19 protein-coding genes and 1 riboswitch are annotated in these 19741 nt (G+C 64.6%); of the genes, 15 read left to right on the top strand and 4 right to left on the bottom strand.

Going from position 1 to position 19741, the window contains the following annotated elements:
- Positions 1-38: 38 nt before the first annotated feature.
- The 7 genes from JJB99_RS10335 to JJB99_RS10305 all read left to right on the top strand — a co-directional run bounded on the left by JJB99_RS10335 (position 39) and on the right by JJB99_RS10305 (position 9024).
- Complete coding sequence (locus JJB99_RS10335; protein WP_200498662.1) at positions 39-1607, top strand: DUF4403 family protein; 1569 nt, start codon at positions 39-41, stop codon at positions 1605-1607.
- Positions 1608-1723: 116 nt separating this feature from the next.
- On the top strand, positions 1724-2833 hold the full coding sequence (locus tag JJB99_RS10330; RefSeq protein ID WP_200498661.1) for an ABC transporter ATP-binding protein: 1110 nt from the start codon (positions 1724-1726) through the stop codon (positions 2831-2833).
- Positions 2834-2875: 42 nt separating this feature from the next.
- Positions 2876-3958 carry an ABC transporter substrate-binding protein gene (locus JJB99_RS10325; RefSeq protein WP_433995757.1) on the top strand — a complete coding sequence of 361 codons (1083 nt, stop codon included), beginning with the start codon at positions 2876-2878 and terminating at the stop codon, positions 3956-3958.
- Between the two features lie 268 nt (positions 3959-4226).
- Positions 4227-5486: an ABC transporter permease gene (locus tag JJB99_RS10320; RefSeq protein WP_200498660.1), complete on the top strand. Its 1260-nt coding sequence runs from the start codon at positions 4227-4229 to the stop codon at positions 5484-5486.
- Complete coding sequence (locus JJB99_RS10315; RefSeq protein WP_200498659.1) at positions 5483-6310, top strand: ABC transporter permease; 828 nt, start codon at positions 5483-5485, stop codon at positions 6308-6310. The genes JJB99_RS10320 and JJB99_RS10315 overlap by 4 nt, the downstream gene beginning before the upstream one ends.
- A 151-nt stretch (positions 6311-6461) precedes the next feature.
- Positions 6462-7475, top strand: coding sequence for an IS5 family transposase (locus JJB99_RS10310; protein ID WP_200498373.1), 1014 nt, complete (start codon positions 6462-6464; stop codon positions 7473-7475).
- A 340-nt stretch (positions 7476-7815) separates the two neighbouring features.
- Positions 7816-9024, top strand: coding sequence for an ABC transporter substrate-binding protein (locus tag JJB99_RS10305; protein ID WP_200498658.1), 1209 nt, complete (start codon positions 7816-7818; stop codon positions 9022-9024).
- Positions 9025-9128: 104 nt separating this feature from the next.
- Here JJB99_RS10305 and JJB99_RS10300 read toward each other — a convergent pair whose 3' ends face one another.
- Both JJB99_RS10300 and JJB99_RS10295 read right to left on the bottom strand, forming a co-directional pair.
- Complete coding sequence (locus JJB99_RS10300; protein ID WP_200498657.1) at positions 9129-9659, bottom strand: PRC-barrel domain-containing protein; 531 nt, start codon at positions 9657-9659, stop codon at positions 9129-9131.
- Between the two features lie 240 nt (positions 9660-9899).
- The gene (locus tag JJB99_RS10295) at positions 9900-10466 is read right to left on the bottom strand and encodes a hypothetical protein (protein WP_200498656.1); all 567 of its coding nucleotides are present in this window, start codon (positions 10464-10466) and stop codon (positions 9900-9902) included.
- 180 nt (positions 10467-10646) lie between these two features.
- On the opposite strand from JJB99_RS10295, the gene JJB99_RS10290 reads away from it, so the two are divergent.
- Together JJB99_RS10290 and JJB99_RS10285 are read left to right on the top strand one after the other, a co-directional pair.
- On the top strand, positions 10647-11417 hold the full coding sequence (locus tag JJB99_RS10290) for a response regulator (protein ID WP_200498655.1): 771 nt from the start codon (positions 10647-10649) through the stop codon (positions 11415-11417).
- 14 nt (positions 11418-11431) lie between these two features.
- On the top strand, positions 11432-12757 hold the full coding sequence (locus JJB99_RS10285) for an ATP-binding protein (RefSeq protein WP_200498654.1): 1326 nt from the start codon (positions 11432-11434) through the stop codon (positions 12755-12757).
- A 3-nt stretch (positions 12758-12760) separates the two neighbouring features.
- Here the strand turns inward: JJB99_RS10285 and JJB99_RS10280 are convergent, their stop codons facing one another.
- Positions 12761-12976 carry a hypothetical protein gene (locus tag JJB99_RS10280; protein ID WP_200498653.1) on the bottom strand — a complete coding sequence of 72 codons (216 nt, stop codon included), beginning with the start codon at positions 12974-12976 and terminating at the stop codon, positions 12761-12763.
- Positions 12977-13202: 226 nt separating this feature from the next.
- On the opposite strand from JJB99_RS10280, the gene JJB99_RS10275 reads away from it, so the two are divergent.
- The 6 genes from JJB99_RS10275 (at position 13203) to thiC (ending at position 18976) form a co-directional block, all read left to right on the top strand.
- Complete coding sequence (locus JJB99_RS10275; protein ID WP_200498652.1) at positions 13203-13751, top strand: lytic transglycosylase domain-containing protein; 549 nt, start codon at positions 13203-13205, stop codon at positions 13749-13751.
- A gap of 171 nt (positions 13752-13922) precedes the next feature.
- Positions 13923-14064, top strand: a riboswitch (TPP riboswitch).
- A complete protein-coding gene (locus JJB99_RS10270) occupies positions 14052-15092 on the top strand; it encodes an FAD-dependent oxidoreductase (protein WP_200498651.1) in 1041 nt (346 codons plus the stop codon). It overlaps the preceding riboswitch by 13 nt.
- The gene (gene thiS, locus JJB99_RS10265) at positions 15083-15280 is read left to right on the top strand and encodes a sulfur carrier protein ThiS (RefSeq protein WP_200498650.1); all 198 of its coding nucleotides are present in this window, start codon (positions 15083-15085) and stop codon (positions 15278-15280) included. Before JJB99_RS10270 ends, thiS begins: the two co-directional genes overlap by 10 nt.
- A 175-nt stretch (positions 15281-15455) precedes the next feature.
- Positions 15456-16238, top strand: coding sequence for a thiazole synthase (locus tag JJB99_RS10260; RefSeq protein ID WP_200498649.1), 783 nt, complete (start codon positions 15456-15458; stop codon positions 16236-16238).
- Positions 16225-16833: a thiamine phosphate synthase gene (locus JJB99_RS10255; RefSeq protein ID WP_200498648.1), complete on the top strand. Its 609-nt coding sequence runs from the start codon at positions 16225-16227 to the stop codon at positions 16831-16833. The genes JJB99_RS10260 and JJB99_RS10255 overlap by 14 nt, the downstream gene beginning before the upstream one ends.
- Before the next feature lie 244 nt (positions 16834-17077).
- Positions 17078-18976: a phosphomethylpyrimidine synthase ThiC gene (gene thiC / locus JJB99_RS10250; RefSeq protein WP_200498647.1), complete on the top strand. Its 1899-nt coding sequence runs from the start codon at positions 17078-17080 to the stop codon at positions 18974-18976.
- 377 nt (positions 18977-19353) lie between these two features.
- Here the strand turns inward: thiC and JJB99_RS10245 are convergent, their stop codons facing one another.
- Complete coding sequence (locus JJB99_RS10245; RefSeq protein WP_200498646.1) at positions 19354-19593, bottom strand: ORC-CDC6 family AAA ATPase; 240 nt, start codon at positions 19591-19593, stop codon at positions 19354-19356.
- Positions 19594-19741: the final 148 nt, after the last annotated feature.

Below are 19741 nucleotides of genomic sequence, written 5' to 3'. Positions count from 1 at the left end.
CGCCCTGTAGACTTCAACCGGGGCGGCTTGGGGGATTGATGCGTCTGACGTTGAACCTGAAGACTATTCTGATCGCTGTCGCGGTGCTCGCGGCGTCATTCTTTATCAGCCTGAAGGCGATGGACTGGTTGTCGCCGCGCGCGACGAATTCGGCGCCACCGGTCGCGCAGCTGCCGCCGCTGCCTCCGGTCGCGAAGAGCTCGATCGTGGTCGCGCCGGTCGCGATCGCGCTCTCGGCGATCCGCGACCAGGCTGAGCGAGCCGCCCCGCGCAATTTCGCCGGCAAGGCCGACAACCCGATCTCGCAGATCCTGGAGAACGCCGACATCGGCTGGACTGCGGTGCGCGGGCCAATGGCAACTGCCGGCGACAAGGACGTGCTGACGATCTCGACGCCGCTCACCGGCAAGCTGAACGTGACGGGCTCGCTGTCCTCGAAGGCGACCGGCGCGCTCGGCGAAGCGCTCGGCAGCGTGCTCGGCGGCGACGCGGCGAAACGGATCGGCGCGGTCAACATCAAGAACTTGAATGCCAGCGCCGAGATCAAGGGCAATGTGGTCGTCACCTCGCGCCCGAAGCTTGCCGCCGCCTGGCATCTCGAGCCCAATCTCGGCGCGCAGGTCAATCTCGGCGACACCAACGTCAACGTCGCCGGCGCCAAGCTCAACGTACCGGCGCAGGTCAAGCCGCTGATCGACAAGAATGTCGGCGAGCAGATCAACGCCGTCTCCGAGCGCATCCGCAACGATCCTTCGCTGCGGGAGAACGCGAAAATGCAATGGGCCAAGGCCTGCCGTTCGATTCCGCTGCAAGGCGCGGGCACCTCCGCCGCGCTGCCGCCGCTCTGGCTCGAGATGAAGCCGATCCGCGCCATCGCGGCGCAGCCGCGCGTCGACGCGCAAGCCGTCACCCTGCTGATGGGCCTGGAAGCGGAGACGCGCGTGACCTCGACCCAGACCAAGCCGGACTGTCCGTTCCCCGAAAAGATCTCGATCGTGCCGCCGACCGGCACCGGCGTGAATATCGCCGTGCCGATCGACGTGCCCTTCACCGAGATCAACAAGCTGATCGCAGCCCAGATGGTCGGCCACACCTATCCCGAGGACGGCTCCGGTCCGGTCGACGTCACCGTGAAGAGCGTCAACGTGGTCCCGTCCGGCGAGCGGCTGCTGATCTCGCTCTTGGTCCGCGCCAAGGAAAAGAAGAGCTGGTTCGGTCTCGACGCCGAGGCCACCGTGCACATCTGGGGCCGGCCGATGCTCGACCAGGCGCAACAGACGCTGCGGCTCGCCGACATCCAGCTTGCGGTGGAATCCGAAGCGGCCTTCGGCCTGCTCGGCGCGGCAGCCCGCGCGGTCGTGCCGCAGATGCAGCAGGCGCTGGTGCAGAAGGCGACGCTCGACCTGAAGCCGATCGCCGCCAACGCCCGCGAGAAGATCGGAGCGGTGATCGCCGACTACCAGAAGAGCGAGGACGGCCTCAAGGTCGACGCGAAAATCGACAGCCTGACGCTCACCGACATCGCTTTCGATTCAAGGACACTGCGCGTCGTCGCCGAAGCTGGCGGCTCGGTGAATGTGTCCGTGACGAAACTGTCCGGGATGTAGCCCGCCCTCACGTGACGGGCTTGCGCCGCTGGCATTCTCGTCGGAGGATGCTAAGCTGTTCTTCGCAACCTCGAACGAGGTGCTGACAGCACAGTAGTGGATAACGCGAGGACGACATGGAAGCCGGCATGGTCACGCCTGCGCCGGCACTGGTGCGCTTTTCCGGCATTCAGAAGACCTACGATGGCGAGCAACTCGTGGTGAAGAACCTCGATCTCGAAATCAGGAAGGGCGAGTTCATCACGCTGCTCGGCCCGTCGGGCTCGGGCAAGACGACCACGCTGATGATGCTGGCTGGCTTCGAGGTTCCAACCCATGGCGAGATCTATCTCGCCGACCACCCGATCAAGAACGTGCCGCCCCATAAGCGCGACATCGGCATGGTGTTCCAGAACTATGCCTTGTTTCCGCACCTGACGATCGCGGAGAATATCGCCTTCCCACTATCCGTTCGAAACACGAACAAGGCGGAAGCGCAGGAGCGCGTCAAGGCGGCGCTGCGCATGATCAAGATGGAAACCCTGGCGCACCGGCGGCCCGGGCAGCTGTCCGGCGGCCAGCAGCAGCGCGTGGCGTTGGCCCGCGCGCTGGTTTTCAATCCGCAACTCGTGCTGATGGACGAGCCCCTGGGCGCTTTGGACAAGCGCCTGCGGGAGCAGATGCAACTGGAGATCAAGCAACTGCACGAGACGATGGGCATCACAATCGTCTACGTCACCCACGATCAGAGCGAAGCGCTCACCATGTCGGACCGCATCGCCGTGTTCAACGACGGCATCGTTCAGCAGATCGATAGGCCCGACGCGCTGTATGAGCATCCGGTAAACAGCTTCGTCGCCCACTTCATCGGCGAAAACAACGTACTGGCCGGTACCGTCGAGACGGTCGACAAGGACTATTGCCGCGTCGCGCTGGCTGGTGGCGGCGCCGTGACCGCACGGGCCGTCAATGTATCAGGCGCGGGCGCGCCGACCTCGCTGTCGGTGCGGCCGGAGCGGATCGCCATTGTCCTGGATGGCACCTCCAGCGAGGGACCAAACCGGCTGCCGGCCAGGGTGCAGAACACCATCTATCTCGGCGACCACGCGCTGGCCGTACTCGACGTCGCCGGCAACGCCGAGTTCATGGTCAAGCTTCCGCCGCGGGCGCATGACGACCTTCGACCTGGCGAAAACATCTTCATCACCTTCCGCCCCGAGGACTGCCTGGCCCTCGATCCCGCCTGATCCAGCGATCAAGATCAACGCAACGCATATGAAGAAGGAACAATGACCATGCTGAAGCGCAACATCGGCAAGCTTGGCAAGATTGGCAAGATTGTCCTGGGTTTCGCCACGGTGTTGGGCGCCAGCGCCGCGCTGGCAACAGTCGCGCAGGCGCGCGACCTCACCGTCGTGTCATGGGGCGGCGCGTATCAGGATGCCCAGAAGAAGGTCTATTTCGAGCCGTTCAAGAAGGCAGCCGGCATTGCGATGAACGACGAATCCTGGGACGGCGGCGTCGGCGTGCTGCGCGCCAAGGTGCAGGGCGGAGCCGCCACCTGGGACGTCGTCCAGGTCGAGAGCGACGAACTGGCAGTCGGCTGCGAGGAAGGCCTGTTCGAGAAGCTGGATTATTCCAAGATCGGCGGTGAGGCCGCCTATATCCCGCCGTCGGTCAATCAATGCGGCGTCGGCGCCATCCTTTATGATTTCGTTCTCGGCTACGACAAGGACAAGCTGAAGGACGCGCCAAACGGCTGGGCCGACTTCTTCGACACCAGGAAGATTCCGGGCAAGCGGGCCTTGCGTCAGGGCCCGAAGACTACGCTGGAGATTGCGCTGATGGCCGACGGCGTCGCACCGAAGGATGTCTACAAGGTGCTGGCGACCGACGAAGGCGTCGAGCGCGCGTTCAAGAAGCTGGATACCATCAAGGCCGACATCGTCTGGTGGAAGGCCGGCGCCCAGCCGCCGCAATTGCTCGCCTCGGGCGAGGTGGCGATGACCTCGGTCTACAATGGTCGCATCGACACCGCGAACAAGAACGAGAAGAAGAATTTCGGCATCGTGTGGGATGGAGCGCTCTTCACCCTCGACAGTTGGGTCATCCTGAAGGGCAGCCCGAACAAGGAGGCGGCCTACAAGTTCCTGGACTTCGTCGGCAAGGCGGAGAACCAGTCCAAGCTGTCGGAGAACATTGCCTATGGCACCTCGAACAAGGACGCAGCCGGCCGGTTGCAGCCTGCCGTTCTGAAGGATCTGCCGACGGCGCCCGACAACATCAAGAACGCGGTCGAGATTAACGTTGCCTTCTGGCTCGAGAACATCGACCGCCTGACCGAGCGCTTCAACAAATGGGCCGCGAAGTAACGCAGGACCGAACCGGCGTGCGGCGCGGGGATCAATCCGCTGGGTCGCTTCGCCTCTCCCGCTTGCGGGGGAGACCGCTGCGCATCGTGAGATGCGCGGCGGCTGGGGGTAGCTCCGCAGTGGGATTCCCAATGCGGAGACACCCCCACCCCACCCTCCCCCGCAAGCGGGGGAGGGAGCCCAGCGCCGCTGCCCACGTCACTGCAATGTCCCATGCTATTGCCCGCCCTGAAATGGCGCAGGAAGTGCGGTCAAAGAGGCTGCGCCCATGACAGCCGCGCTGATCGGCACCGATGTGAAGACCAGCGTTCCGCTCAAGCGCCGCCTGAAGCGGGCGGAGCGGGCGCGTCAGATCAAGGCGCTAGCACTGGTTGCGCCGCTGCTGCTGTTTCTGCTCTTCACCTTCGCCGGGCCCATCGCCGGCATGCTGTGGCGCGCGGTCGATGACCGGGAGGTGCGTGAGGTTCTGCCGCAAGCGGTCTCTGCTCTCGCCGACTGGAACGGCAAGGACCTGCCGGACGAAAAGGCCTACGCGGCGCTGGCAGGCGACATCCTGGCGGCGCGCGCCTCCGGCACCATCGCGATCGCGGCCAAGCGGCTCAACTACGCTCTGAACGGTTTTCGCACCATCCTCACCAACACCGCGCGCAGTCTGAAGGCGGCGCCGGAGCCCGGCACGGCCAAGGAGACGCTGGCCAAGATCAACCCGGCCTGGCGCGAGCGCGCCACCTGGATGACGATCAAGAACGCCAGCGGTCCGATGACCGGCTTCTACCTTCTGGCGGCGCTCGACCTGACACGGAACGCGGACGGCGCGATCGTCGCAGCCGCGCCAGATCAGGCTATCTACCGCGCCGTTTTCGCCCGCACCTTCCTCATCAGCCTCAGCGTCACGGTCTTCTGCCTGATCCTCGGCTTCCCCGTCGCCTATTTGCTGGCGACGCTGCCGCCCGCCCGCTCGAACCTGCTGATGATCTTCGTCCTGCTGCCGTTCTGGACCTCGCTTCTGGTCCGCACCTGCGCCTGGATCGTGCTGTTGCAGAGCAAGGGCGTCGTCAACGACAGCCTGCACTGGCTTGGCATCATCGACCAGCCGCTCCGCCTGATCTACAACCGCTTCGGCGTCTGCGTGGCCATGACCCACGTCCTCCTGCCGTTCATGATCCTGCCACTGTACAGCACCATGAAGGCGATCTCGCCGGCCTACATGCGTGCCGCCGCCTCGCTCGGTGCACCACCGCTCACCGCCTTCCTGCGGATTTACCTGCCGCAAACCCTGCCCGGCATCGGCGCGGGGAGCCTGCTCGTCTTCATCCTGGCGCTCGGCTACTACATCACACCGGCGCTCGTCGGGGGCGCCGCCGATCAGATGATCAGCTACTTCATCGCGCTCTACACGACCGAGACGGCCAATTGGGGCCTGGCTTCGGCGTTAGGTGCGGTGCTGCTGCTCGCCACCGTTCTGCTCGCTCTCGTGTACGGCAAGCTGGTGCAGGGCCAGCAGGTCACGGGAGGGATGAAGAATTGAGCGATAATCTGACCCTTCGCACCCCCAGCCAGCGCATCGCGTGGACCGCGACAATCGTCATCTCCACGCTGGTCTTCATCTTCCTGGTCGCGCCGATCCTTGCGATCATGCCGCTGTCCTTCAGCTCAGGCTCGTACCTCACCTATCCGCTGCCGGGCCTCTCCTTGCGCTGGTACGGCGACTTCATCAATTCGCCGCGCTGGATGAATTCGTTGAAGAACAGCATGATCATCGGCGTCGCATCGACGCTGCTGTCCATGGTGCTCGGCACGCTGGCCGCGCTGGGGCTCGCGCAGTGGAAGAGCCGGTTCAAGCCGCTGGTGCTGGCTTTCGTGCTGTCGCCCGTGGTCGTGCCCGGTGTCATCACCGCAGTCGGCCTTTATTTCTTCTTCGCGCCGATCGGACTGACCGGCACTTATCTCGGCTTGATCCTGGCCCACACTGCGCTCGCGACGCCTTTCGTGGTGATCACGGTCGGCGCGACGCTGCAAAGCTTCGAGACCAATCTGGTGCGCGCCGCCGCCTCGCTCGGCGCCTCGCCGCTTCAAGCGTTCCGCCGCGTGATCCTGCCGCTGATCCTGCCGGGCCTCGCGTCGGGCGCTCTGTTCGCCTTTGCGACCAGCTTCGATGAAGTGGTGATCGTGCTGTTCATGGCAGGTCCCGAGCAGCGCACCCTGCCGCGCGAGATGTTCAGCGGCATCCGCGAGAACATCAGCCCGACCATCACGGCAGCCGCGGTGATCCTGACGACGGTCTCGGTCATCCTCCTCGTCACCCTGGAAGCCTTGCGCCGACGCAACGAACGGCTCAAGGGCAGCGCCTGATAACTTCTCCCTCTCCCTACCTGCGGCAGGGCAATCACAGATGGATCTCACGACGATTGTCCGCGGGCTTGCTCCGCCTCTCCCGCTTGCGAGAGCTTTGCATAAAGCACGAGTCTGGGATTCTCTCTGGCTTGAGGGGAAAGGGGCTGGGATGGCATATCGTCAGGTTGGACAACCGAGCTTCGCGGACGCGCTGGTGTCGCGGCGAGGAAAAGGGAGCCCGGTGCTGAGGCGGATTGGCGAACTGGTGGATTGGGAGGCAGTGGAGCGCGTGCTGGGCGGCCTGCCGGAACCGGAGCGGGGCGCGCCGGCCTATCCACGGCTGGTGATGTTCAAGGCGCTGCTGCTGCAGCAATGGTACGGGCTGTCCGATCCGGAGCTTGAAGAGGCGCTTGATGATCGGGCCTCGTTCCGCGATTTCTGCGGCTTTGTGCTGGGCGACGAGACCCCCGACCATGCAACGATCTGGCGCTTCCGGGAGGCTTTGCAGCGGGCCGGCCTGGACGAGACGCTGTTCAGTGAGATCTTGCGCCAGATTGAGGCGCATGGGCTGGTGGTGCGGCGGGGCACGCTGATCGACGCGAGTCTGATTCCGGCGGCGGTGAAGCCGCCGAAGCCGCCAGAGGATCCGCAACCGCCCGGCCCGGACGGCCTGGCGCCGAGCAAACTGGTCAACAGCAAGCGCGATCCTGACGCGCGCTGGACCAAGAAGGGCGGCAAACGATACTTCGGCTACAAGGCACATGTGGGCATCGACCAGGGCTCGGCGATCATCCGCCGCAGCAAGCTGACCGATGCTGCGGTCAACGACACGGTGCCCGCCGACGAGTTGATCTGCGGTGATGAGAAGGCGGTGTATGCCGACCAGGCCTATGACAAGCACGAGCGCCGCAGCGGCCTTCGTGCGCGAGGCATCAAGCCGCGGCTGATGTTCCGCCCCAACAAGCATCATCCGCTGACCGAGCGGCAGAAGCGCTTCAACGACGCTGTGGGAAAGCGGCGCGCGCCGGTCGAGCAGGTCTTCGCCCGCCTCAAGGGCGGCTACCGCTGGGCGCGCGCCCGCTATCTGGGCCTGGCGCGCAACCAGACGCATCTGCGCCTGATCTGCCTCGCCATGAATCTCAAACGATGGGCGGTGCTGTCTGCTGTGGGAGCTGCAGCATGACCGTCGTCGCCCGAAGCCATCCGTCGGCCACCAAAACGCAACCGTTCCATGCCGTGCGCCGTCAGATGCTGCGCAAAAAAAGCCCGGCAGCAGGAACTACCCCCGCACATCCAATTAAGCAAAGCTCTCGCTTGCGGGAGAGGGAGCGCACTGCCGATGCCGCCGCATCGTACACGCCATATGCGATTGCCCTGCCGCAAGCGGGGAGAGGCGAAGGGAACACCGCCCTCCCCTTCCCTTTTTGCATTCCACTATGGCGTGGATGCTTACCTGCCACACCCGATTGTCGCTACAACAGTCCTCGCAACAAAACCCAAACAACAACGCTGAGGGAGAAAACATGCATAAATTCATCGCCGCGGTCGCGGCCGGCCTCGCCGTCGCCGCCACATCGGGCGCCGCGCAGGCGCAGATTTCAGACGACGTCGTCAAGATCGGCGTGCTCACCGACATGTCGAGCCTCTATGCGGACGCGACCGGCAAGGGCTCGCTCGCCGCCGTCGAGATGGCGGTGGCCGATTACGGGGCCAAGGTCGCGGGCAAGCCGGTCCAGGTCGTCGCCGCCGATCACCAGAACAAGCCCGATGTCGGCGTCAATATCGCCCGCAACTGGTACGACAACGACAAGGTCGACGCGATCTTCGACGTGCCGACCTCCTCGGTGGCGCTGCCGATCTCCGCTCTCACCCGCGAGAAGAACAAGGTCAACATCAATTCCGGCGGCGGCTCCTCCGACATCACCGGGGTTGCCTGCTCGCCCAACACGGTGCATTGGACCTACGACACCTATGCGCTGTCGAACGTCGCGGGCAAGGCGATGGTCAAGCGCGGCGAGGACACCTGGTTCTTCGTCACTGCCGACTATGCCTTCGGCATGGCGCTCGAGCGCGACGCCGCCAACGTCGTCAAGGAAAGCGGCGGCAAGGTGCTCGGCGACGTGCGCCATCCGCTCAACTCCTCGGACTTCTCCTCCTTCCTGCTCCAGGCCCAGGCCTCCAAGGCCAAGGTGGTCGCACTCGCCAATGCCGGCGGCGACACCACCAACGCGCTGAAGCAGGCGGCCGAGTTCGGCCTGACGCAAGGCGGCCAGAAGATGATCGCGCTGCTCCAGGAAATCACCGACACGCATTCGCTCGGCATCAAGGCGACGCAGGGCCTGATCGTCACCGACGCCTTCTACTGGGACATGAATGACGAAACGCGTGCCTTCTCCAAGCGCTTCAACGAGAAGGTCGGGCACATGCCGACCATGATCCAGGCAGGACTCTATTCGGCGACCATGCACTATCTGAAGGCGATCGATGCCATCAAGACCGACGAGGCGCCGAAGGTGATGGAGCAGATGCGCAAGACGCCGATCAACGATTTCTTCGCCAAGAACGGCAAGATCCGCATCGACGGCCGCATGGTCCACGACATGTATCTGTTCGAGGTCAAGAAGCCCGAGGAGTCCAAGGGCGAGTGGGACCTCTATAAGCTGATCGCTACCGTGCCCGGCGACGAGGCCTTCCGCCCGCTCGATAAGGGCGGCTGCCCGCTGGTGAAGTGAGCCTCTTCTCCCTCGCCCCGCTTGCGGGGAGAGGTAAGAAAAGACACGACAGCGCGCCCGGTGAAGACCAGGCGCGCTTCGTTTAGGCCGTCACGCGAGCCGCGTTACTCCGAGTACTTGAACTCGGGCATGTTCTTCAGCTCGTCCTTGCTGGCATTGAACACGGCGTGGTCCGGATACCACTTCGATCCTGACGACGTGGTCGTCGCGGTCTTGTCGGTGCCGGTCGCAGCGCCCGTGGTCGTGGTGGACTTGTTCATCGTGCCGCCCGCGCCGCCGGTGCCGGTATAGGCCACGGCCTCATTGACGAACTTCAGCTTCTCGTAGGGAACGGCGACCAGATGCTCGCCCATGCCGAGGAATCCGCCGACGCCGATCACGGCGATCTTGACGTTGCCGGACTTGTCCATCAGCAGATCGTTGATCGAACCGATGTTCTCGTTGGAGTCGTTGTAGACCTTGAGGCCCGACATCTTCGAGGCACGCCATTCACCCGACGCACTGGTGGTGGTGGTTGTCGCGGTGGCCGCAGGTGCCGCCTTGTCGGTGCTGGTGGTTGGCGGCGTTTGAGCGAACGCAACGGTCGCAAGCAGAGCCGTGCCGGCAACACCGGCGGCAATCGATTTCATCAGCATGTTGTCCTCTCCTTCGACAGAAACCTTGTGTGGAGAAAACAGCGTCGATCATCTGCAGTTCCGTGCGCGCGGCAATTTCGTGAGCGCGATGCCCGAGAGGAGTCGTGGAGCCGAATGTTCCTGCGTCACCCGGGAACATGTTGCGGCGCACGGTTCCCCGCCGACGGTCACACGCCCTGGGTGAAGCGTGACCGCGGCGAGGAACGCGCCGACCTGCGTCGCTCAGGTCAGCTCTGGAAGTCAGCTCTTGTAGTCGATCAGAAGTGCCGAGAAATCCGAGCGGCCGGACGAGCTGCCATTGGCGCCATAGGACGAGCTCGATGATTGCGACTGCTGGAGCGCCTGGAGGAATTGCTGGAGAATCTCCGCGGTGGTCGAGTTGGTCGAGGTGCTGCTGGTCGCATCCGTCGACGACGATGAATCCGACGAGCTGTCGTCCGGCGGCGGCGGACCGGGCGGCGGTCCGCCTGCACCGCCGGCACCGCCCGGACCGTTGGCGAAGGCGGACTGAAACACGCCTTTCAATTCCTCGGCCTGGTCCGAGCTCAGCGTGCCATTCGAGACCTCGCTGGAGATGAGGTCGTCGATCTTCGACTGCATGTCGTCCTTGGAGGGAGGCGTACCGCTCGACTGGCCGCTCGACCGGCTCTGCTGCAGGGCGGTGTCAATGTCGGTCAGCGCCGTCGAGAGCGCCGACTGGTCCGACGCCGAGATGGTGCCGGCGGACACCTCCGACTGCAATTCCTGCTGCAGCCGCTGCAACGGCGACTGGTAGCTACCGGCGGAGGCCGCCGAAATCGAGGTCATGATGGCTCCGTGGATCTTGCGGGGTTTCTTCGCGGACCACGCCACGGTATGGTTAACGCTCTTAACGAGACCTTGCCGCAGCGCTGCCCGGTCGTGTCCTGGTGTTGCGGCATCAACTCCAGAAATGATCCGAAACAAAAATCTTCGCCATTTAGCCCGAATCTTGGACAAACAAAGCGCATGGCCATTCCCAATCCCAACATCCTGGTCGTCGAGGACGACCGCGAAACGCGGACGTTGATTGCGAAGTACCTGCGCAACAACGCCTGCAACGTCACCGCCGTGAGCGATGGCCGCGAGATGTCGCGCGCCATGGCCGATCACCGCGTTGACCTCATCATCCTCGACGTCATGCTGCCCGGCGAGGACGGCCTCAGCCTGTGCCGCAAGGTACGCGCGGAGACGCAGACGCCGATCATCATGCTGACCGCGCGCGGCGAGGACGTCGATCGCATCGTCGGCCTCGAGATGGGCGCGGACGATTATCTGCCAAAACCGTTCAACCCGCGTGAGCTGCTCGCCCGCATCAATGCGGTGCTGCGCCGCCAGGCCGCGGCTCAAGCGGCGAGCTCGATCGAGGGCACAAGCAAGCTCGCATTCGAGGGCTGGTGCATCGATCTGCGCCTGCGCGAGCTGCGCAACCCCGAAGGCGCGCGCGTCGCCGTGACCAGCGCCGAGTTCGATCTGCTCCGCACCTTCTGCGAGCGGCCCGGCCGCGTGCTGTCGCGCGACAGCCTGCTCGACCTCACGCAGGGCCGCAATACCGGCTCGTTCGAGCGCTCCATCGACGTGCTGGTCAGCCGCATCCGCCGCAAGATCGAGCCGAACCCGGCCGATCCCACCATCATCAAGACGGTGCGCTCCGGCGGCTATCTGTTCACGCCCCGGACAGAACCGGCAAGGACTGAACCGGCAGGCAGTGAAGCGGTTGCCGCGCCCCTGAGCAGCTGAGGGGCGCGCCGACGATGAAGCCGTTCGGGTTCTTCCACCTCAGGGGTATCGGCGGGCAGATCGCCGCGCTGGTGCTGGCTTCGACCGTCGCGCTGCATCTCGTCGTGACCACCGCCTTCCTGATCAGCCGGCCCGATCGCCCCGATGCAGCGCCGGACGGCGCGCATCAGCTGATCGATGCCGCGCTGGTGCTCAATGCGGTGAGCGAGGTCGATCGGCCGCGTCTCCTCGCCGATCTCAGCCGCGCCTTCCCCAAGCTCAACATCGAGGCGCTCGCGCCGGGCGCGGCGACGGTGGTCAAAGAGAACGAAAGCCCGCACCTGCGCGGCATGCGTCGTCATCTCGGCCGCGGCTATGAGCTGGTGCAGCTCGCCCCCGACGGCGGCACGCACCGGGTCGGCGTGCAATTGCCTGACGGCACCGTGATCGCGGGCTGGGTCGAGAACGGTCCGCGGCCGTGGTTCTGGGGCGCGCCGTGGCTGGTGACGCTGATGACCGCATTCATCTGTATCACCGTGCTCGGCCTATGGGCGGCGCGCGCGCTGGCCGCGCCGCTGTCGTCCTTTGCCAGGGCCGCGGAGAATTTCAGCCTTGACGGCGCTTCCGAGCCGCTGCCCGAGCGCGGGCCGGAGGAGATCCGCTCGGTGGCGCGCGCGCTCAACCGCATGCATGAACGGATCGCGCGGCTGATGTCGGATCGCACCCGGATGCTGGCCGCGATCAGCCATGATCTGCGCACGCCGATCACGCGGCTGCGCCTGCGCGCCGAGTTCATCGAGGACGAGGGCAATCGCAAGCGCATGCTGATCGATCTCGACCAGATGCGCTCGATGCTGGAGTCCGTGCTGTCGCTGCTGCGCAACGACCGCAAGATCGAGGCGGTGACGCTGGTCGACATCGCCAGCACGCTGCAGCTCATCGCCGACCAGTTCGGCGACATGGGTCATGTCGTGCATTATGACGGCCCGACCTCCGCGACCGCCGCCGCGCGGCCCGACGATCTGCATCGCGGCGTCACCAACCTCGTCGAGAACGCAGTGCGCTTCGGCGCCGAGGTGACGATCCGCCTCGACGCATCGTCCACCACGCTCGTCATCGACGTCGAGGACGACGGCCCCGGCATTTCGGACGCGCGCAAGCAGGAAATGCTGGAGCCGTTCGTGCGCGGCGACGACGCCCGCACCATGGACGAGTCCACCGGCTTCGGGCTCGGCCTGTCGATCGCGCGCGCGATCGCGCTCGCCCATGGCGGCGAGCTGTCGCTGCACGACCGCGCGCCGCACGGCTTGATCGTGCGGATGCAATTGCCGGTGTGGCAGCAGCCGCGGCTGGCGGCGTAAAGCTCAGGCCGCGAGCGGCGGGTGCGCGATGGGCATCTCGTGGTAGATCGCCACCGCCTCGAACCGGTAGCCGCAGGCCTGGCATCGCCAGAGATAGGAGACGCGCCCCTCGCCCGGCTCGATCCAGTCGGGCTTCGGAATCGGGGTGCCGCATTGGGCGCAGGGGTTCTGCGTGGGGATGTCGCCGGTGTGTGCTGTCGCCATGTTTGATTTCGTCATGCACCCTCCCATTTGCAAACCGCTTCATACTCGCTTTCGCAGCCCGGCGCGAATGGGCAGGCGTGCTGTCGCGAGCGGGGTTCGTCCGCCGGAGGCGAGCCCTCACGTCAGCTTTGAGTCCGAACGGCGGCTCTGCGCTGCACAATCGCAGGCGGCGTTTGGTCACATCATCGCCGCGTTTAGCAGGCCTAAGAGCCGCCGGCGCAGGTCACTCGGGAATAATCTGATGAAAATTTTAGGCGTTGCCGCGCTGCTCGCGGCCGGACTGATTGTGCCGCAGGCCGCATCGGCGGGCGAAGCCGACTATGCCGAGATGGTCGCGATGCATGCGCGCGCCAACGGCGTGCCTGAGGCGCTGGTGCACCGCGTCATCATGCGCGAGAGCCGCTATCAGCCCGGCCTCGTCGGCCACGGCGGCACCATCGGCCTGATGCAGATCAAGCTCGCGACCGCCCGCGGGCTCGGCTACACCGGCGACGCCGCCGGCCTGCGCGATCCGAACACCAACCTCACTTATGCGGTGAAGTACCTCGCCGGCGCCTATCACGCCGCGGGTGGCGACCACGCCAGAGCCGTGCGTTATTTCGCGGGCGGCTATTACTACGCTGCAAAGCGGCAGCGGCAGGCGGCCGTGCAGGTCGCCAATATGGGCGAGACCAATATGGGCGCCCCCTGGCTCGAGCCGAACGGCAATCCGCAGCCGATGTTCGGCACCGCGCCGTACAGGAAGCTGGTCCAGCGCGTCCGCAAGGCGCAGGCCCAGGCGCCGAAGTAGCTCTCGTGTCCCGGACGCGCTGCAGCGTGCAACGCTGCTGCGCAGAGCCGGGACCCAGCAAAATCCGACCACGCAAATGGGCCCCGGCTCTGCGACGCATCGCGTCCGGGGCACGCGCGGTGAGGTTCCGGGCCAAACGCGTTGACACAGCCCGTCACTGGCATACATTAGAGCCGTTCCGAGGGGTGCTCCGAGGAGGAGCTGAGATACCGCTAAATGGGCAATACGGCCAACACCGGCTGCCCAAGACCGCGGTGACCCTTTGAACCTGATCCGGGTCATGCCGGCGAAGGGACAGGGATGTTGCAGACGACCAAGCGACCGGATTCACCGGTATCCATTTCCCCGGTATCCATTATCGGCGCAGGCATTGCAGGGGCCTGGCAGGCGCTGTTGTTCGCGCAGGCCGGTCATGCCGTGACCCTACACGAGCGCGGTGACGCAGGCATGACCGATGCCACCAGCCATTGGGCCGGCGGCATGCTGGCGCCCTGGTGCGAGGCCGAGGTTGCCGAACCCATCATCTCCAGGCTCGGCCAGCGCTCCCTCGACATCTGGCGGCGCGAGCTGCCGGATACGCCCTTCAACGGCTCGCTCGTCGTCGCCCATCCGCGCGAGCGCAACGATTTCGAGCGCTTTGCCCGGATGACCGAGGGCCATCGCCGCCTGGATGCCGCCGGCCTCGCCGAACTCGAACCGTCGCTGGAGAGCCGTTTTCGCGAGGCGCTGTTCTTCCCGGCCGAGGGCCATGTCGAGCCGCGCCGCGTGCTGCCGAAGCTGCATGAGCGCATCAAAGCTGCCGGTGGCACCATCAAGTTCGACAGCGGCGTCTCCGCGAAAGATCTCGCAAACCTTGATCCTAAAGGCATCGTGATCGACTGCCGCGGCCTTGCCGCGCGCGAGGAGCAGCCTGGCTTGCGCGGCGTCAAGGGCGAGATGATCCTGATCGAGACCTGTGAAGTGCAGCTGTCGCGCCCGGTGCGGCTGATCCATCCGCGCTGGCCGCTCTACGTCATCCCCCGCGAGGACAATCTGTTCATGCTGGGCGCGACCTCGATCGAGGCCGAGGACACCGGCGTCAGCGTCCGCTCCGCGCTGGAGCTGCTGGGCGCCGCCTATGCCGTGCATCCGGCCTTTGGCGAAGCCCGCATTGTCGAATTCGGCTCGGGCCTCCGTCCCGCCTTCCCGGACAATCTGCCGCGCATCGGCATCCGTGGCGAAAAGATCAGCGTCAACGGGCTTTACCGCCACGGCTTCCTGCTCGCGCCGGCACTCGCCGAGCTGACGCTCGCTTTCGTCGAGCGCGGCCAGATCGACAATGAGGTGATGCAATGCGCGTGATCATCAATGGCGAGCAGCGCGAGGTGAATTCCGCCAGCGTCGACGCGCTGCTCGCTGAGCTCGACTACGAGGGCACCCATTTCGCGATCGCGCTGAACTACGATGTCGTGCCGAAAAGCCGCTGGGCCGAGACCAGTCTCAAGGCCGGCGACGAGATCGAGATCATCACGCCGCGGCAGGGAGGGTGATGGATTTGATGCGCCCGCCACATATTCCACTGTCATCGCCCGACTTGATCGGGCGATCCAGTACGCCGCAGCTTCTCGGCTCTAGCCGCGCCGCCGCGGCGTACTGGATCCCCGCTTTCGCGGGGATGACAGCTACATTTGGGCTGACACCGTCATCTACGGAGACACCTTCAACATGGTGACCTTCTACGGCAAAACCTTCGCCTCGCGCCTGCTCATCGGCAGCGCGCTCTACCCATCGCCGGCGATCATGCAGGGCGCGATCCGCGCCTCCGGTGCGAACATCGTCACGGTGTCGCTGCGCCGCGAAGCCGCCGGCGGCAAGACTGGGGATGCGTTCTGGAAGCTGATCCGCGAGCTCGACGTCGCCGTGCTGCCGAACACCGCCGGCTGCCGCAGTGTGCGCGAGGCCGTGACCACGGCCAAGCTTGCGCGCGAATTGTTCGGCACCTCCTGGATCAAGCTGGAAGTGATCGCCGACAACGACACGCTGCAGCCTGACGTCGTTGGCCTCGTCGAAGCCGCGACCATCCTGATCAAGGACGGTTTTGAAGTGTTCCCCTACTGCACCGAGGATCTCTCGGTCGCCAATCGCCTGGTCGATGCCGGCTGCAAGGTGGTGATGCCGTGGGCGGCCCCGATCGGCAGCGCGAAGGGCATCATCAACCGCGATGCGTTGAAACTGCTGCGCGAGCGGCTGCCCGACATCACGCTGGTGGTCGACGCCGGCTTGGGGGCGCCCTCGCACGCGGCCGAAGCGCTCGAGCTCGGCTACGACGCCGTGCTGCTCAACACCGCCATCGCAAAAGCCGCGGACCCGATCGCGATGGCGGGCGCCTTCCGCCTCGGCATCGAGGCCGGCCGCACCGCATATGAAGCGGGGCTGATGAACGCCCGCGATTTCGCTTCCCCCTCCACCCCTGTCGTTGGGACCCCGTTCTGGCATGCCGTATCCTGATCGCTTCTATCCCGTTGTCGACAGCCTCAAATGGGTCGAGCGCCTGACCAGGCTCGGCGTCGGCACCATCCAGCTGCGCGCGAAAAACCTCGACGACTCGCAGGCTCTCCAGATCGTCACCGACGCGGTGGCGATCACTGAGGGCACGCAGGCCAAGCTGGTCGTGAACGATTATTGGCGCGCGGCGATCGTCGCCGGCGCAAAATACCTGCATCTTGGCCAGGAGGATCTGGCGGATGCCGACCTCAAGGCCATCCGCGAGGCCGGCATGTCGCTCGGAATCTCCACCCATGACGACGACGAGCTTGCGACCGCGCTCGAAGCCAAGCCCGACTACGTCGCGCTCGGCCCGATCTTCTTCACCACGCTCAAATCGATGCGCTTCGAACCGCAGGGCATTCCGAAGATCACGGAGTGGAAGCAGCGCATCGGCAGCATCCCGCTGGTCGCGATCGGCGGCATCAAGTTCGAGCACGCCGCGGAGATCTTTGCCGCCGGTGCGGACTCCATCGCGGTGGTTTCCGACGTCACCCAGAACGCCGACCCCGATGCCCGGGTGCGGCAATGGCTCGGCCAGTCGAAGGAGGCGGCGTGATGCGCACGCTCTCTCCACACCCTCAACTGTCATCGCCCGGCTTGCCGCCTACGCTAAAGCTTCGGCGCGCCAGTACAGCGTGGCCTCGGCGAAGCCTCGGCGAAGCCGGGACCGGGCGATCCAGTACGCCGCGGCCTCGCCGTACCTCACAAAAGTCTCTGGAATACTGGATCCCCGCTTTCGCGGGGATGACAGCTGTAATCGACGCGCGCGCAGCGAAGCTAACGAATTGAAGGAGAATCCCATGAACATCCGCTCCAATCCCGAAAAGACCGTCCCTGCCGTCACCACCGGCCCGCTGCCCTCCTCGCGAAAGATCTTCGCCTCACCCGACGCCGCGCCCGACCTGCGCGTGCCCTTGCGCGAGATCATCCTGTCCGAAGGCGCCGGCGAGCCGAACCTGCCGGTCTACGACACCTCGGGCCCCTACACCGATCCGTCCGTGACCATCGACGTCAACGCGGGCCTTGCGCGCAACCGCAAGGCCTGGGTGCTGGAGCGCGGCGGCGTCGAGGAATATGAGGGCCGCCAGATCAAGCCGGAGGACAATGGCAGCGTCTCCACCGACAAGGCCGCGCGCGCGTTCAGCGCCTATCACAAGCCGCTGCGCGGCCTCGACGGCCACAAGATCACCCAGCTTGAATTTGCCCGCGCCGGCATCATCACCAAGGAGATGATCTACGTCGCCGCGCGCGAAAATCTCGGCCGCAAGCAGCAGCTCGAGCGCGCGGAAGCCGCGCTCGCCGACGGTGAAAGCTTCGGCGCCTCGGTCCCCGCCTTCATCACCCCGGAGTTCGTGCGCAGCGAGATCGCGCGCGGCCGCGCCATCATCCCGTGCAACATCAACCACTCCGAGCTCGAGCCGATGATCATCGGCCGCAACTTCCTCACCAAGATCAACGCCAATATCGGCAACTCCGCGGTAACGTCTTCAGTGGAGGAAGAGGTCGAGAAGATGGTGTGGGCGATCCGCTGGGGCGCCGACACCGTGATGGACCTCTCCACGGGGCGCAACATCCACACCACGCGCGAATGGATTTTGCGCAACGCGCCGGTGCCGATCGGCACCGTGCCGATTTATCAGGCGCTGGAGAAGTGCAACGGGGATCCGGTCAAGCTGACCTGGGAGCTCTACAAGGACACCTTGATCGAGCAGTGCGAGCAGGGCGTCGACTATTTCACCATCCACGCCGGCGTGCGCCTGCCCTACATCCACCTCACCGCCAATCGCGTCACCGGCATCGTCAGCCGCGGCGGCTCGATCATGGCGAAGTGGTGCCTGGCGCATCACAAGGAAAGCTTCCTCTACACCCATTTCGACGAGATCTGCGACCTCATGCGCAAGTACGACGTCTCGTTCTCGCTCGGCGACGGCCTGCGTCCCGGCTCGATCGCGGACGCGAACGACCGCGCGCAGTTTGCCGAGCTGGAGACGCTCGGCGAACTCACGAAGATCGCGTGGGACAAGGGCTGCCAGGTCATGATCGAAGGCCCCGGCCACGTGCCGATGCACAAGATCAAGATCAACATGGACAAGCAGCTCAAGGAGTGCGGCGAGGCGCCGTTCTACACGCTTGGGCCGCTGACCACCGACATCGCGCCGGGCTACGACCACATCACCTCAGGGATTGGCGCCGCCATGATCGGCTGGTTCGGCTGCGCCATGCTCTGCTACGTCACGCCGAAGGAGCATCTCGGCCTCCCTGATCGCAACGACGTCAAGACCGGCGTCATTACCTACAAGATCGCCGCGCACGCCTCCGATCTCGCCAAGGGCCACCCCGCCGCGCAGCTGCGCGACGACGCCCTCTCGCGCGCGCGGTTCGACTTCCGCTGGAGCGACCAGTTCAACCTCGGCCTCGACCCCGACACCGCGAAGAACTTCCACGACGAGACCCTGCCGAAGGAAGCCCACAAGGTCGCCCATTTCTGCTCGATGTGCGGTCCAAAATTCTGCTCGATGAAGATCACGCAGGACGTGCGGGATTATGCGGCGACGCTCAATGATCCGAACTCGGTGGGCATGTCGATGGCCGGCACGGCGGAGGACGGCATGAAGCAGATGAGCGCGAAGTTCAAGGAAATGGGCGAGAGCTTGTACCTGGATGCGGAGAAGGTGAAGGAGAGCAATCGGGTGCTGTGAGCGGGATGACCAGCAGAAGCTATTCTCGCGCTTCTCGCAGCTTTGCGTACTCTTTCAAGCCGAGATGAACCTTGAAGCGGTTGGCGACATTGTCCCAGCCTGCTTCAGGGTCACTATACTGAAATGCCCAGGACGAACCGCCGTAGCCACTTCTGCGTTCATAGCCAATTACAGAAAACCGATAGAGCAGCGCAAGAGCTTCAGATGCAGCGAAGTCGTTCTTCGACGATTTGCGCTGAGCGTACTCGCGCTCAAAATCGGCGCGCTCGAATGTAATCGTACTTAGTGCGGAACACGCCTGGAGCGCCTCGTCCCAAAACGCCCAATGGGGCCGGATTTCGTCGTCAAGCTCCTGCTTTAGGTAAGACGAATAATCTTCACGAGAGCCAACGATACCCGCGAAGATTTAACGCCTTGGAGAGAGTGCGAACTTTCCCTTCCGTAAGGTATCGCACGATTGCTGTCTTTCCTGTTCCCTTCCGACCAAGCACAAGGAACGCTTCGCGATTTTCGATTCTTTGAACAGCGTTCGTTGAGACGAAGTAGTCCAAAACAGCATCGTCCTCTGCGGCGACATCGCCGAACGTTTCGAATTGAGCAAGAGAAAGCTTGACCATGTTTTGCCTGCGTATCAGTTCTAAATGGACCAATTTATGGCTGCACGCACTCGCGCCCGGCAGCGTTGGACGATCGAAGCATACCTAAACCAAGATCTTGGCTGCACGTTCGACCAACAATAACAGTATCAACCCCTCTATTCAGTTT

Source organism: Bradyrhizobium diazoefficiens, assembly GCF_016616235.1.
In the GTDB taxonomy this organism is placed as follows: domain Bacteria; phylum Pseudomonadota; class Alphaproteobacteria; order Rhizobiales; family Xanthobacteraceae; genus Bradyrhizobium; species Bradyrhizobium diazoefficiens_H.
The sequence above is the reverse complement of the archived record's forward strand: the minus strand, read 5'-3'. Positions and strand labels throughout refer to the sequence as shown.